The organism is Rhodoferax sp. WC2427 (assembly GCF_040822085.1).
In the GTDB taxonomy this organism is placed as follows: domain Bacteria; phylum Pseudomonadota; class Gammaproteobacteria; order Burkholderiales; family Burkholderiaceae_C; genus Rhodoferax_B.
The window spans coordinates 4539849-4553836 of the sequence record NZ_CP162006.1 but is presented as its reverse complement, the minus strand read 5'-3'; the positions used below and the strand labels follow the sequence as shown (position 1 = coordinate 4553836).

The following is a 13988-nucleotide window of genomic DNA, read 5'->3' as shown; positions in this document are numbered from 1 at the left end:
AAAAAATTACGCGGCCCGGCGGCGCAGCGGGTTGAAGCCCATGACCATCATGCTGGCCACGACGATCAGCGCGCCGCCCGCGTACAGGCCGGGGCCGGTGGCCTCGCCCAGAAAAATGATGGAAAACAGCACGCCAAATCCGGTGACCAAAAAGGTGCTGCTCAGCGCCGCCACCGGGGGCACGTGGCGCATGATGCGCATGTACATCCAGTACGCCATGCCCGAGGTCATGGTGCCCATCAGCACCACCCCGGCCAGGGCGGGCAGCGTGAAGTGCGCGCGGGGCAGGTCGTACAGGGCACCGGGCAACAGCAGCAGCGCGCCGGTGGCATGCATGCCTGCGGTGATGGCCAGCGGCTCCAGCCGGGTGGTAGCACGCTTCAGAAACGGGGTGGACATGCCCGACAGCGATGCCCCCGCCACGCAGCCCAGGGCCGACAGCACCAGCAGCGGCGTGGGGTTCACAGGCCCCAGCTGCACCACCAACGCCGCGCCGCCAAAGCCCAGCAGGCAGCCCACCAGCTTCACCGGGGTCAGCACCTCCTCTTTCATGGTGGCCGAAATGATCGCCCCAAACAGCACCGCGGTGACCGATAGCAGCGAGCCGTAGGCCGCAGGCAGCTCCACCGACGACCATGCGTAAAAAAAGTGCGGCCCGGCTACCGCCAGCGCGCCCAGCAAAAACATTTCGCGCCACTGCGCCCAGGGCCAGGGCTGGCGTGCCACCCGCATGATGGCGCCCAGTACCAGCGTGGCCATGGCCATGCGCAGGCCAGCCACTAGGTTGTGCCCCAGCGTGGGCACCGCCAGGCGCGTCAGCATGAAGGTGGTACCCCACAAGGCAGACAAGGCCACCAACTGGACGAAATACTTGGTTTGCATAGATGCTTCAAAAATAAGAGCTGCTCACGCCCATGCGATGGGCATGGGAGGCTTAAAAGGCTTAAACCAATTTGCGCGGGATCTTCTTGTTCCAGGCTTTGGCAAACACCTGGGTGTCGCCCTCATAGGCTTCCAGTCTGCCCGATACCAGCCAATGCGTCTTCGTCGCGCGCAGGCTGCTGTAGGTTTCGGTGCGCACTTTCCAGTCGCCGCGCGAGGTCTCCATCGACCAGTGGCAGTCTTGCAGGGCCGACAGCGGGTCGTCCGGCAGGATGCGGTAGTTTTCGCGCCCGCAGCCCCAGGTGGTCAGGCCGTGCTCGGTGCTGGTGCTGCGGCCAAAGTCGTCGATGATGGCCATGCGGCGCTCGCCGGTGCGCTGGTCGGTGGTGACCTCGCGCTTATTCCAGGCGGGCTGTACGGTGAGCAGCTTCACCGGTGGCGCGGCTTGCGCAGGGGCGAACACCGGGGCTTTTTCACCGCGCTTGGGTTTGCGCACCGGTATGTCGATAAAGCTGGCCCCCGTGTGCACCGTCAGCGTCACCGGCTCGGGCGCGGGCCACACCAGCGGCCAGTAGCTGGTGGAGATGGACACCCGCAGGCGGTGGCCCTTGGGCACGGTGCAGGCCACGTCGTCCAGCGCGATCTGCAGGCTGTAGACCTTGCCGGGTTCCAGCACTTCGGGGTGCTCATGGCTATTGCGGTGGCACAGGTTGGCTACCGTGTAGGTCAGGCGCGACACCGCCCCGTCGGGCCAGACGCTGTTGAGCCGGATGGCGGCGATGGCCACCGGGCGGTCGCTGCTGACCCGCAGGTGCAGCACCGCCGCGCCCACCAGGTCGATGGGCTTGGCCAGCGGCGGGGTGTCGAAGGTAAGCGAGCCCGAGTCGTCCTGGCGCTGGTCGCCGGGGAACTCCGGGCCGAGCCAGATGATGCAGTACTCGCCGCTGTCGGCACCGGTGTGCTGCGGGGACGAGACGATGTGCTGGCCCTTGGCATCCGGGGTCTGGCTTAGACCCTGCGCATTGAGATACCAGCGCTGCAGCTCGGACCGGTCCGACGGCCAGACCGTGTCGCTCACCCAGCGCCCGGCGATGTGCGCCACGCTGGCGCCGGGGCGGCCGATCTCCATGATGTAGGTGCGGTGCGCCGGGTCTTGCGCCACGCCGGTGTCCACGCCCTTGAGCCACTGGTCCCACCAGCGCAGGGCTTCTTGCAGAAAACCGATGCGCGGCTCGGGCACGGCGAAGTGCGGGTACTTGTGCGCCCAGGGCCCAATAATCCCCTTCACAGGGCTTTGTACGCTGGCCACCAGGCGCGGCACGGCGTTGGAGTAGGCATCGTTCCAGCCGCCGATGGCCAGCACGGCGGCCTGGATGGCGCCTATGTCTTCGCACACCGAGCCGCGTTTCCAGTAGGCATCGCGGTGCGGGTGCTGCAGCCAGGGGATGGCCAGCAGGGGTTCGGCCTCCAGCCGCTCCAGCCACATGGCGCGCCAGCGGTCGCCCACCAGGGCCGGGTCGGGGGCGCGGCTTGAGTAGGCCAGCATGGTGGCCGACCAGCCCAGGTTTTCGCCCAGCAGGCAGCCGCCCTTGTAGTGGATGTCGTCTGCGTAGCGGTCGTCGGTGGAGCACAGGGTGATCACCGCCTCCAGCCCCGGCGGCTGGCGTGCGGCCACCTGCAGGCCGTTGAAGCCGCCCCAGGAGATGCCCATCATGCCCACCTTTCCGGTACACCAGAGCTGCGCCACCAGCCAGGCGATGACCTCTTCGGCGTCGGCCAGCTCTGCTTCAGCGTACTCGTCCAGCATCACGCCGTCGGAGTCGCCGCTGCCCCGCATGTCCACCCGCACGCAGGCGTAGCCGTGGCCTGCCAGGTAGGGGTGGGTGAGGGCATCGCGCACCACGGTGCCGTCGCGCTTGCGGTAGGGCAGGTATTCGAGGATGGCGGGCACGGGTTGGCGCTCGGCATCCACCGGCCGCCAGATGCGCGCGGCCAGGCGGGTGCCATCGGCCAGGGGAATGAAGGTGTTGGGGATTTCCTGGACTTTGCGGGGGAAGGATTTGACGGTTTTCATGGGGGCGGCGTTAAAAATCAGGGAGCCATATCGGCGGTGGGGCTGCTCTCCAGCACCTGCACCAGGGTGCGCAGCCCCTGCTCCAGTTGCGCGGGCGAGGTGGCGGTGTTCAGGCTGATGCGCACGGCGTGCGGTGCGCGGCTGCGCCCAGCAGCAAACTGTTCTGCGGTGCGCACCAGCACCCCGGCCTGGCGCAGGGCGGCGGCAAACGGGCTGGCGTGCCAGGGTTCGGGCAGGGGAAACCACAGGTGCGGGTGGTGGGCGCTCCAGGCGTAGTCCCACCCGGCCAGGCAGGTGTGGGCCAGGGCCAGGCGCTCGTCAATCTGCTGGCGCTGCAGGGCAATCAGGCGCTCGGCCTCGCCGCTGGCCAGCCAGCGGGTGGCGATCTCGGGCATCAGCGGGGCCACCATCCAGCAGTCGGCGCGGATGCTGGCAGCCACCTTGTCCAGCCACTCGGGGGCGGCCTCCAGGTAGCCCACGCGCAGGCCGGGGGCCATCACCTTGCTCAGGCTGGCCAGCAGAAAGGATTGCTCGGGCACCAGGGACGAGATGGCGGGCGGTGGCTGGGCCAGCACGGCGGCGTGCACCACGTCTTCCACCAGCCACAGGCCCCGGCGGCGGATGACGGCGGCCAGGGCTTCGCGGCGCGCCAGCGACTGGGTGCGGCCGGTGGGGTTGTGCAGCGTGGGGCTGCAAAACAGCAGCTTGGCCTGGAAGCTGCGGGCGGCCTGGTCCAGCGCCTCGGGCAGCAGGCCTTCACCGTCCATCTCCAGCCCGATCACCTGCAGCCGTAGCGACCGGGCCAGGGCCAGCAGGCCAGGGTAGCTGAGCGACTCGGTGAGCAAGGTGTCGCCGGGCTTGGCCAGGGTGCGCAACACCCCGGCCAGGCCGTGCTGCGCGCCGTGGGTGACCATGACGCGGGTGGCGTCGCCCGTGGTGCCAAAGCGGCGCAGCCAGTCGGCCCCGGCCTGGCGGTGCTGCGGGGCGCCGGTTTCGGGCTGGTAGGCCAGCACCCCGGCCATGCACGCCGGGTCCTGGCTGATCTCGGCCAGCACCTGGCGCAGGGCTTGCACCTCGTCGGTGGCGATGGCCACGTTGTGGGCCAGGTCGATGGGCGGTGCGCCGGGCACGGGTGCGGCCGCGTCGGGGCTGAGGGCGCGCACATAGGTGCCGTCGCCCACGCGGGCTGCCGCCAGGCCGAGCTGTTCCAGCTGGGCATAGGCGCGGCTGACGGTGGCGATCGGCACGCCCAGGCGCTGGGCCAGCACCCGGTGCGCGGGCAGCTTCTCGCCCGCCGACAGCTGGCCGTCCCGGATCTTCTGGGCCAGCTCTTCGGCGATCGAGGAGGTCGTGGAGGTGCTAGGGGCCACGCCAGGGGCAGAGTGCATGGGCAGACGACCTATCTGCTACAGAAAAAAGAGCTGCTTGTGCCGATGGAATAAGCACAAGAGGCCTGTTTCACGTGGGTTCTTTCAGGATGGCCGGGTCGAACGGCGGGCGCGCAAACACCTCGCGCAGCATCGGCTCGAAGTGGGCCAGGGGCTTGCTCGGGTAGTGCGGGTCAAACGATGCCTGGTCGTACAGTTCGCAAAAGCGGCAGCAGGCGGCAAACCAGGGGTGGTCGCGGTAGGCCAGGTAGCCGTCGTTGGGCAGGCCGTAGTGGTGGGCGTAGTACTGCATCTGGAACAGGCCGTGCATTTCCACCACCCAGGTGACCTCGGCGCGCACGTAGGGGCGGAGGATGGCGGCGGCAAACTGCGAATGGTTTTCAGGCGCGAGCTCGTCGCCCAGGTCGTGCAGCAGGGCGGCGACGATGGTTTCCATGTCGGCCCCGTCGGCCTCGGCGCGGGTGGCGGCCTGCAGCGAATGCTCCAGGCGGCTCACCTGGTAGCCCTCCAGCGAGTCGCCCAGGCGGTGCAGGGCCAGCAGCAGGCGCTCGGGCAGGGCACGCACGTAGTTGTGCTCCAGCTTTTGCAGAGAGCGGTATTCCTCGGTGCTGCCGTCTTTCATCTGGGTGAAGCTGACGGCGTGCATGGCGGGGTTGGCAACAGTGATCATGCGGGGGTTCCAGTGAATTTGCGGTTTAACACACGGTACAGGCTGCGCGGGCCATCGCGATCGATGTAGCAGCCTTGCAGTTGGCGGTGCCCTTCGGCGGGGTTGAAAGACGTGCGGCCATGCAGCACGCGGTTGTTGTCGAACACCATCATCTGCCCCGGCTCCAGCCGGAAACGCAGCGCGTAGGTATCGTCGTCAAACAACTCGCCCATGCGCTTGCGGGCGCGGTGGTAGCGGCGGGTGTCGTCCTCGGACATCAGCGGAATATTGTCCAGCCGGGGGCTGTAGTGCACGCCCACCATCTGGCCGCTGCCGTCGAGTTCGATCATGGGTTTGATCGCCACCAGCTGGGTGTTGGCATCGCGGTGCTCGAAGCGCAGCGGGATGCGGCTGAGCAGCGCAAAGCCTTCGGGGTCTTCCTGACGCACCTGGGCGGCCACGGCCAGGCTGTCCACCAGGCTGGACAGGCCGCCCGAGGTTTCGTTTTGCAGGCACTGCAGCAGCTGGATGCCGGGCACCGGGGTGCGGTAGGGGTTGTCGGTGTGCGGGCCCAAAGCCACCGGCTGGTACGACAGGTCGATGGCATCGGCCGCCTTGGGGCGCGAATACACCTCGAAGTACGCACCAAAGTTGGTCTCGCGCACAAAGCCGAAGCGCCGGGCGATGGTGAGGATGGAGTCGGGCTGGGTGGGCGTGTCGTGCACCAGCAGAAAGCCGAGCTCGATGAAGTCCTTCAAGGCCTGGTACAGCACCGCGTCCTGCGCCAGATCGGGCCACTGGTAGACCGGCGTGTAGGCGATGTTGGCCGCCCAGGGCTGGGGCGCGGGGCAGCCCTCGCTGAGCACCGTGCCGGCCAGCAGCTCGGCCGCGTCATAGTGCCCGGCAAAGCCGTCGCTGAAGGCCAGGTGCAGGCGGGGGCCGTCCCAGCGGGCGGCGGTGAGCACCAGGTCTTCGGGAAACAGGTGCGGGTTGACCAGGCGCTGGCCGGTCAGCGGGTCGCGCTGGGTAGGGTCGGGGCTGAGGGCGCGCAGCCACAGGGCGGGCAGCGGCGTGTCGCCCTCTGGTGTGCGCATCACCAGCCGGGTGGGACTAGAAAGAATATGGATTTCTGGCATGGCGAGGCGGTCGTGGGTTGGCAAGGGACAAAGTTTGCGGGATGACCCCGAAACCGACAAACGAAGAAAACAGCGCTATAACCTTAGCAAAACTAATGCCTAGCTAATCCATGCAACGCCTTCCCCCCCTGAACTGGCTGCGTGCCTTCGAGGCCTCAGCCCGCGCGCTGAGCTTCACGGCAGCCGCGCAAGAGCTGAACATGACGCAGTCGGCGGTGAGCCAGCAGATCAAGAGCCTGGAGAACGCCATCGGCCGCCCGCTGTTTGTGCGCCGGGTGCGTGGCCTGGAGTTGACCGACGCGGGCCGGGGCTACCTGCCCACGGTGCAGGCGGCGTTTGCCATGCTGGAGGAAAGCACCCGCATGCTCACGGGCCGCAAGGAGCCCGACATGCTGGAGCTGCACGTGAACCTGTCGTTTGCCAAGTTTTGGCTCAGCCCGCGCCTGGGCCGTTTCATGGACCAGTACCCCTGGGTGCAGCTCAATGTGGTGACCTCGATCTGGCCCGAAGAGCGGCAGAGCGATTCGGCCGATGTGGAGATCGTCTTTGGCCTGGGCAAGTGGGAGAGCCGGGTGGGCAAGCGGCTGGCGCAGGACAGCATTTTTCCGGTGTGCTCGCCCGAGGTGGGGGCGCGCATCCAGCGGCTGGACGACCTGCTGCGCCAGCGCCTGTTCGACCTGCCGGGCACGCTGCAAAGCTGGGACAGCTGGCTGGAGGCCTACCCCGCCAAGAGCCGGGTGGCCCGGCCTGTGGTGCACCGCACCAGCACCTGGGCGCTGAGCCTGGAATGGGCCCAGAACGGCCTGGGCGTGGTGCTGGCCCACGACACGGTGGCCAACGACCTGATCCGCGCCGGGCGGCTGGTGCGCCCGCTGGCGTTTGCCCTGCCGATGAAAGAGGCCTACTACCTGATCGCCCCCGAGGGCAACCAGGCGCACCCGGCGGCGCAGGCCTTCAAAACCTGGCTCCTGCAGGAGATGGAACGGGTGCCGTAAACACTATGGTTTTAGGAGCTGCTTACGCTGATGGAATAAGCGCTAGCGCCCTAAAACCTTCTGTTTTTTGATCAGGCAATCGCCACGCGGGCGCTGTGTTGGCGGCCCCGGGTGGCCAGCAGCACCAGAATGCCGCCCAGGAACAGACTGCCGGCCAGCACATACAGGCCTGCCGTGGTGCTGCCGGTGGCGTCCTTGACGCTGCCCACCATGAACGGGCTGACGAACCCGGCCAGATTGCCCACCGCGTTGATCAGCGCAATACCCGCCGCCGCCGCAGAGCCGCGCAGCATGCTGGTGGGCAGGGTCCAGAACAGGGGCAGGCTGGTCAGAATGCCCATGGTGGCCAGGCTCAGGGCGGCCATGGCCAGGGGCAGATCGCCACCGAACATGCCACTCAAGATCAGGCCGACGCCGCCGATGAAACCGGCTCCGGCGGTGTGCCAGCGGCGTTCGCCGGTGCGGTCCGAGCTGCGGCTGGCCAGCACCATGGCCACGGCGGCCAGGGCGTAGGGGATCATGGTCAGCAAGCCGACATCCAGCACGTTTTTCACGCCCGCCGTCTTGACCAGCTGCGGCAGCCAGAAGCTGATGCCGTACAGGCCCATGATGAAGCAGAAGTAGATGCTGGCCATCAGCCACACCCGGCCATTGCGGAAGACCTGCTTCAGGCTGTGGTCGCCACGGGTTCCCTCGTCGCGGCTGATGTTGTCGATCAGCAGGCGCTTCTCGGCGTCGGTGAGCCAGGGCGCTGCGGCGATGGAGTCGTCGAGGTAGAAGTACACGCTGATGCCGACCAGGATGGACGGAATGCCTTCCAGCAGAAACAGCCATTGCCAGCCCGACCAGCCGTTGACACCGGCAAAGGCTTGCATGATCCAGCCCGACAGCGGGCCGCCCACCACGCCGGACAAGGCGATGGCCGTCATGAACAGCGCCACCACCCGCGCGCGCCGCGCCGACGGGAACCAGTACGTCAGGTACAGGATGATGCCGGGGAAGAAGCCCGCTTCCGACACGCCCAGAAAGAAGCGCAGCACGTAGAACATGGTGGGCGTGGTGACGAACATCATGCACGAGGAAATGATCCCCCAGGTGACCATGATGCGGGCAATCCAGACACGGGCACCGGTGCGGTGCAGGATCATGTTGCTGGGCACTTCAAACAAAAAGTAGCCAATGAAGAAAATGCCCGCGCCCAGGCCGTACACCGTGTCGCTGAACTTCAGGTCGGTCAGCATCTGCAGCTTGGCGAAACCCACGTTGACGCGGTCCAGGTAGGCCACCACGTAGCACAGAAACAGAAAGGGAATCAGCCGCCACATGACTTTGCTGTAGGTGGCTTTCTCCAGCGCGTCGCTGGCAGGGGAGGGAATGGGCATTTTTATGTCTCCAGGAGATGGACTTGTGGAAGGGGCGTGGCGTGTCGCCACCGACCAGGAACGCCGGTCTGGGCGCAGTCTAGGCAGGCAGCCCGGTTTCACCGAGTGACTTTGCGGCAACCCGGCCTCAACCTGCGGGAATAGCCTTTGGCGACAAGGACTTACGCGATGGCCCTAGCGGCGGCATGGTGAAAACCCCTAGGAGTCTGGATCGCCTTCATCGACCGGCCAGACCACCTGCAGCATGGCCAGCAGGGCCTGGAGGGTGGCGGTGTTTTCGTCGGCGCGGCGGTACAGCAGCGACAGCGGGCAGGGCAGGCGCACGCCCGGCCACAGTGCCACCTGGCCACGCTGCAGGACGGGCGCGGCGATGCGCTCCCGCATCAGGCACAGTGCCACGCCGCTCTGCACCAGCTCCAGCATGGTGGCTTCCTGGTCGGCCTGCACCGAGGTGCGGTGGCTCAGGCCGCGCTCGGCAAACATCTGGGCCACCAGGCCGTACTGCGAGCCGCCCACCGGCATGGACAGCCAGGGCATGGCCGCCAGGTCGCTCCAGTCGGCCTGGCGCAGCCGCGCTTCCCAGGCCACGGGGCCGACCACCACATAGTGCTCCAGCCAGAGCTGGCGCACGGCGATGTCCGGGTCTTTCAAGGCCCCCAGGAAGAAGCAGGCATCCACCCCGCCGTCGCGCAGCATCTGCAGCACGCTGCCGGAGATGCCGTGCTGCAGCGCCACGTCCACGTGCGGGTAAAACTCCAGCAGGGCCGCCAGCAGCGGGCCCAGGCGGATGGATTCGGGGTCGATGATGGTGCCCAGCCGTAGCCCGCCCGATACCGTGCCCCGCATCTGCGCCGCCAGCGTGCTGATCTCCAGCGTGGCCTCTACCGTCTTGGTGGCCAGGGGCAGCAGCCGCCGCCCCTCGCCGGACAGCACCATGCCGGTGGGCGTGCGCGCAAACAGCAGCACGCCCAGCTCGTCTTCCAGACCCTTGATCTGCTTGGACAGCGCGGACTGGGTCAGGTGCAGTTGCTCGGCCGCCCGCACCAGCTGGCCGTGGCGGGCGACGGCCAGGAATGCGCGCAAGGGGGTGAGTTCCATCGCGGCATTATGACCAGGGTGGGGTTAAGGCAATGCTGAACAAGTCCCTCGCGGTCCGCGCATCCCTGGCCTCGGGCGGTCTGCGGCGTTGCAAATCCTCGCCATAGCCCAAGCTATGTCTGCGGTTTGCGCCTTGCATCCCATCCCGATCCAGGGCGCGCCGCCTCGCGGGGACTTATTCAGAGTCGCCTTACTATTGTTTTGATAGCTTCTTACGCCGATGGAATGGGCGCGAGAGGCCGATTTCTTTTAAAACTTCATGACCACCAAACGGGTCTGGGTGAATTCCAGCATGCCGTGCTTGCCGTCGTCGCCGCCCAGGCCGGAGCGCTTCCAGCCTGCGTGGTAGCCCTGGTAGGGGTCGGCGGGGGTGCGGTTGATGTAGAGCTCTCCGGCTTCAATCTCGTTGCTGGCCTGCATCACGCTGCGGTAGTCGGCCGTGTACAGCACCGAGGCCAGGCCGAACTGGTGGTCGTTGGCCAGGGCCAGGGCGTGGTCCAGCGTGGTGTAGGGCAGCACGCACAGCACTGGGCCGAAGACTTCTTCCTGCACGATTTCCATGTCCTGCCGCACCTGGGTGAGCAGGGTGGGCGGGTAGAAGTAGCCGGGGCCGCTGGGGATGCTGCCGCCGCATTCCAGCTGGGCACCGGCCTGCAGCGCGCGCTCCACCATGGCGTGGATGCCCTGGCGTGCGGCGGCGCTGACCAGCGGGCCCATGCGCTGGGGCTGTTCGGCGCGGTTGCCATGGGCGTGGGCGCCGAGCTTGGCTTTGAGCTTGGCGACCAGTGCGTCGTGCACGGCCTCTTGCACGTAGACCCGTTCCACCGCGGTGCAGAGCTGGCCGCAGTGGGTGGTTTTGGAGCGCACGATGTCGCTGGCGGCTTGCTCCAGGTCGGCATCGGCCGCCACGATGGCCGGGGTTTTGCCGCCCAGCTCCAGCGACACCTTGGCGATATTGACGCGCGAATAGTCCAGCACGCGCTGGCCCGCGCCCACGCTGCCGGTGAGCGTGATCATGGCCACCTTGGGGTGGGTGCACAGCACTTCGGCCTCGGCGTGGCCCATGGCCAGGATGTTGACCACGCCGGGGGGTAGGCCTGCGTCCAATACCGCCTGGGCGATCTCGAAGGCCGAGCAGGGCGTGTGGTTGCTGGGGCGCACCACCACGGTGTTGCCGGTGATCAGCGCCGGTGCGATCTTGCGCAGCAGGGTGTAGACGGGGTAGTTGAACGGGATCAGGCAGGCCACCACGCCCATGGGTTCGCGGTGCAGCATGAGGTTCTCGCCGGGGCTGTCGCTGGGGATGATTTCGCCCTCGATGCGGCGCGCCCATTCGGCGTGGTAACGGGTGATGTCGGCGGCGTAGACGGCTTCGTTCTCGGCGTCTTCCAGGCTCTTGCCCGACTCCAGCGCCAAGGCCTGGCCGATGGCGGATTTGCGGGCTACCAGGGCATCGGCCAGAGCGCGCAGGTGGTTGCCGCGCTCGATGCTGGTGAGCTTGCGCCAGCCGCGCTGGGCCGCCGCGGCAGCGTCGCAGGCCGCCAGGGCCTGGACGGCACTGGCGGCGCTGACCTGGCCCACGGTGTCCCCGGTGGCAGGGTTGGTGACGGTCAGGCTGCCGGTACCGGCGACCCACTGGTTGTGGATGAAGTTCAGGTAGATGTGCATGTCAAAAGTAACCGAGTGGGTGCTGCGCCATGTCGAGGTGCAGGCGCTTGCTGTCATAGGGGTGGGCCAGGGCCACGGCTTCGTTGAGTTCCACGCCCAGGCCGGGTTCCTTGCTGGGGATGACGTAGCCGCCTTCCCACTGCAACGGCTTCTTCAATAGCTGCGCGTGGAAGCCGCCAAACTGCTGGATGCTTTCCAGGATCAAAAAGTTGGGAATGCACGCCGCCAGCTGGATGTTGGCCGCCGCCACGATGGGGCCGCAGTACAGGTGCGGGGCGATCTGGGCGTAGTGGGCTTCGGCCATACCGGCAATCTTCTTGGCCTCCAGAATGCCGCCGACGCGGCCCAGGTTGGGCTGCAGGATGGTGGCCGCGCCGGTTTCCAGCACCCGGGCAAATTCGTACTTGGTGCACAGGCGCTCGCCGGTGGCTACCGGGATGCAGGTGTAGCGCGCCACCTCGGCCATCGCCTCCGGGCGCTCGGGCGGGGTGGGCTCTTCAAACCACAGCGGGTTGTAGGGCTCCAGGCGGCGCGCCAGGCGCTTGGCCCCCGACACGGTGAACTGGCCGTGGGTGCCAAACAGCAAATCGGCCTTGTCGCCCACGGCTTCGCGGATGCGGGCGCAGAAGCGCTCCGACATGTCCATGCGCTCCAGCGTGGGCTGGCGCGGGTCGAACACCGAGTAGCCGCCCACCGGGTCGAACTTCACCGCGGTAAAGCCTTCTTCCACATAGCGGGCGGCGCGCTCGGCGGAGCGGTCGGGGTCACCGTAGAAAGATTCGTCTTCGTTGGCGTCGGGGTACAGGTAGGTGTAGCTGCGCAGGCGTGGGTTCACCAGGCCGCCCAGCAGCTTGTACACGGGCTGCCCCAGCGCCTTGCCGGTGATGTCCCAGCAGGCCATCTCCAGCGCGCTGAGCACGCCCATCAGCGAGATGTCGGGCCGCAGCGAGAAGCCTTCGCCATAGGCGCGCCGCCACAGGGTTTCGGTCTGCATCGGGTCTTCACCCTGGAACACGCGGGCAAACAGGTCTTCGGCCATGGCCGCTACCACCTGGGGGCCGAAGGTGGCGGTATAGGCCTCGCCAATGCCTTCGATGCCGCAGCGGGTGCGCAGCTTGACGAACACAAAGTAGCGGCCGCCAAAGCTGGGCGGCGGGTTGGCCACCACGAAGGTCTGGATGGATTCGAGTTGCATGCGGGCTCCGGGGTCTGGAATGAGCCGAAAGTTTAGGGCCGCCCCGTACTATCCACTTCGGCCCGCCGCAAGATCAATCCGAATAATTGATTGGCTGCTACGGTCCGAGGTCCGCGGGGCTGGTGTGGGTCCCGGCGGTCCGGCGCGGGTCCATCTGCAGCACTGCCTGCGAGCCGCTGCCCATGACCACGTAGTCGGATTTGACGGCATGCGCATCGGCATGCGGCGTGGTGTGCAGGCTGTAGCGCCAGATGGCCAGCACCAGCACGGCCAGCGCACCGGCGAAATACAGCATCAAGGCGGCAGGCCCCATCCAGTCCATCATGCCACCCCCCAGCACGGGGCCCACCGTGGAGCCTATGCCGTACAGCAGCAGCAGGCCGCCGGTCACTTCCAGCACCCGCGAGGGGTCGATCAGGTCGTTCACATGGGCCACGCTCAGGCCATAGATGGCAAACGACAGGCCGCCGTACACCACGCCCAGGCCGATCAGCAGCGTCTCGTTGCCCTCGGCCATGAAGTAGCCCGCCACCGCCACCGCCGCGCTCAGGGCGCAGACCAGAAACAGCACGCGGCGGCGGTCATGCCGGTCCGACAAATGGCCCACCGGCCACTGGAACACCGCGCCGCCCAGGATGGTGGCGGCCATGAAGGTGGCGCTACCGGCTTCGCTGAAGCCCACGCCCTGGGCAAACACCGTGCCCAGGCTGTAGAAGGCCCCGTTGAGCAGGCCCGCGCCAAACACCGCGATCACGCCGATCGGCGAGATCACAAACAGCTCCAGCAAACCCAGCTTGGGCGCATCGGTGGGCTCGGGCTCGTTCACCGGGGTCAGGGTGATGGGCAGCATGGCGAATGAAAACAGGATGGACACCAATGCAAACGGCACAAAGCCGTGGCGGTCGCCTAGCAAGATCAGCCACTGGCCCAGCGCCAGCGTGACCCCGCACACGGCCATGTAGATGGCAAACACCTTGCCGCGCTGCTGGCTGGTGGCCACCACGTTGAGCCAGCTCTCCACCACGATGTACAGGCCCAGCAAGCACATGCCGGTGATGAAGCGCAGCGTGCCCCAGGCCCAGGGGTTGGTCCACAGGGCGTGCAGGATGGGCAGGGCCGAGGCCACCGTGGCCATGGAGGCAAAGGCCCGGATGTGGCCGACGCGGCGGATGATGACGGGGCAGGCAAAGGAGCCAAATACAAAGCCCGCGAAATAGGCCGAGTTGATCAGGCCCGTCACCAGGGCCGAAAAATGGGCCGAACTGGCCTGCGCACCAATGGCCGCAAACAGCAAACCGGTGCCGACCACCAGCATGCCCACGCCGCTGAGTAAGGAGGCCAGGGGGATGAGTATGTTGCGCAAGAGGGGTTCCTTGTGTGGGACGAAAGCTGCTGCTGGAAGTTAACACGGACCGGTGACCGCAGGGTTCGGATGTACTGCACCATCCGCGTGCAAAAGCAGCCGTGCCAGCGCTGTCGGTCTGCACCGATTCGGGGGTTGGCATGCCGCGCACGGGGCCC

11 protein-coding genes are annotated in these 13988 nt (G+C 67.1%); 1 reads left to right on the top strand and 10 read right to left on the bottom strand.

Features of this window, described 5'->3' with window-relative positions:
• Positions 1 to 6: 6 nt before the first annotated feature.
• The 5 genes from AB3G31_RS21235 to AB3G31_RS21215 all read right to left on the bottom strand — a co-directional run bounded on the left by AB3G31_RS21235 (position 7) and on the right by AB3G31_RS21215 (position 6129).
• Positions 7 to 882 carry a DMT family transporter gene (locus AB3G31_RS21235; RefSeq protein WP_367848025.1) on the bottom strand — a complete coding sequence of 292 codons (876 nt, stop codon included), beginning with the start codon at positions 880 to 882 and terminating at the stop codon, positions 7 to 9.
• A 61-nt stretch (positions 883 to 943) separates the two neighbouring features.
• Entirely contained in the window at positions 944 to 2956 is a 2013-nt protein-coding gene (locus AB3G31_RS21230) for a CocE/NonD family hydrolase (protein WP_367848024.1), read from the bottom strand.
• Between the two features lie 17 nt (positions 2957 to 2973).
• The gene (locus tag AB3G31_RS21225; RefSeq protein ID WP_367848023.1) at positions 2974 to 4344 is read right to left on the bottom strand and encodes a PLP-dependent aminotransferase family protein; all 1371 of its coding nucleotides are present in this window, start codon (positions 4342 to 4344) and stop codon (positions 2974 to 2976) included.
• A 70-nt stretch (positions 4345 to 4414) separates the two neighbouring features.
• Positions 4415 to 5014 (bottom strand): HD domain-containing protein, encoded by a 600-nt coding sequence (locus tag AB3G31_RS21220; protein ID WP_367848022.1) that lies wholly within the window; start codon positions 5012 to 5014, stop codon positions 4415 to 4417.
• The gene (locus tag AB3G31_RS21215) at positions 5011 to 6129 is read right to left on the bottom strand and encodes a TauD/TfdA family dioxygenase (protein WP_367848021.1); all 1119 of its coding nucleotides are present in this window, start codon (positions 6127 to 6129) and stop codon (positions 5011 to 5013) included. Before AB3G31_RS21215 ends, AB3G31_RS21220 begins: the two co-directional genes overlap by 4 nt.
• A gap of 110 nt (positions 6130 to 6239) precedes the next feature.
• On the opposite strand from AB3G31_RS21215, the gene AB3G31_RS21210 reads away from it, so the two are divergent.
• Positions 6240 to 7124, top strand: a complete 885-nt coding sequence (locus AB3G31_RS21210) for a LysR substrate-binding domain-containing protein (protein ID WP_367848020.1) — start codon at positions 6240 to 6242, stop codon at positions 7122 to 7124.
• 71 nt (positions 7125 to 7195) lie between these two features.
• Here AB3G31_RS21210 and AB3G31_RS21205 read toward each other — a convergent pair whose 3' ends face one another.
• The 5 genes from AB3G31_RS21205 to AB3G31_RS21185 all read right to left on the bottom strand — a co-directional run bounded on the left by AB3G31_RS21205 (position 7196) and on the right by AB3G31_RS21185 (position 13830).
• Positions 7196 to 8506 (bottom strand): MFS transporter, encoded by a 1311-nt coding sequence (locus tag AB3G31_RS21205; protein WP_367848019.1) that lies wholly within the window; start codon positions 8504 to 8506, stop codon positions 7196 to 7198.
• A gap of 198 nt (positions 8507 to 8704) precedes the next feature.
• Entirely contained in the window at positions 8705 to 9604 is a 900-nt protein-coding gene (locus AB3G31_RS21200; RefSeq protein ID WP_367848018.1) for a LysR family transcriptional regulator, read from the bottom strand.
• 249 nt (positions 9605 to 9853) lie between these two features.
• Positions 9854 to 11272, bottom strand: a complete 1419-nt coding sequence (aldA, locus tag AB3G31_RS21195; RefSeq protein WP_367850395.1) for an aldehyde dehydrogenase — start codon at positions 11270 to 11272, stop codon at positions 9854 to 9856.
• A gap of 1 nt (position 11273) precedes the next feature.
• Entirely contained in the window at positions 11274 to 12467 is a 1194-nt protein-coding gene (locus AB3G31_RS21190; protein WP_367848017.1) for a mandelate racemase/muconate lactonizing enzyme family protein, read from the bottom strand.
• 97 nt (positions 12468 to 12564) lie between these two features.
• Positions 12565 to 13830: an MFS transporter gene (locus AB3G31_RS21185; RefSeq protein WP_367848016.1), complete on the bottom strand. Its 1266-nt coding sequence runs from the start codon at positions 13828 to 13830 to the stop codon at positions 12565 to 12567.
• Positions 13831 to 13988: the final 158 nt, after the last annotated feature.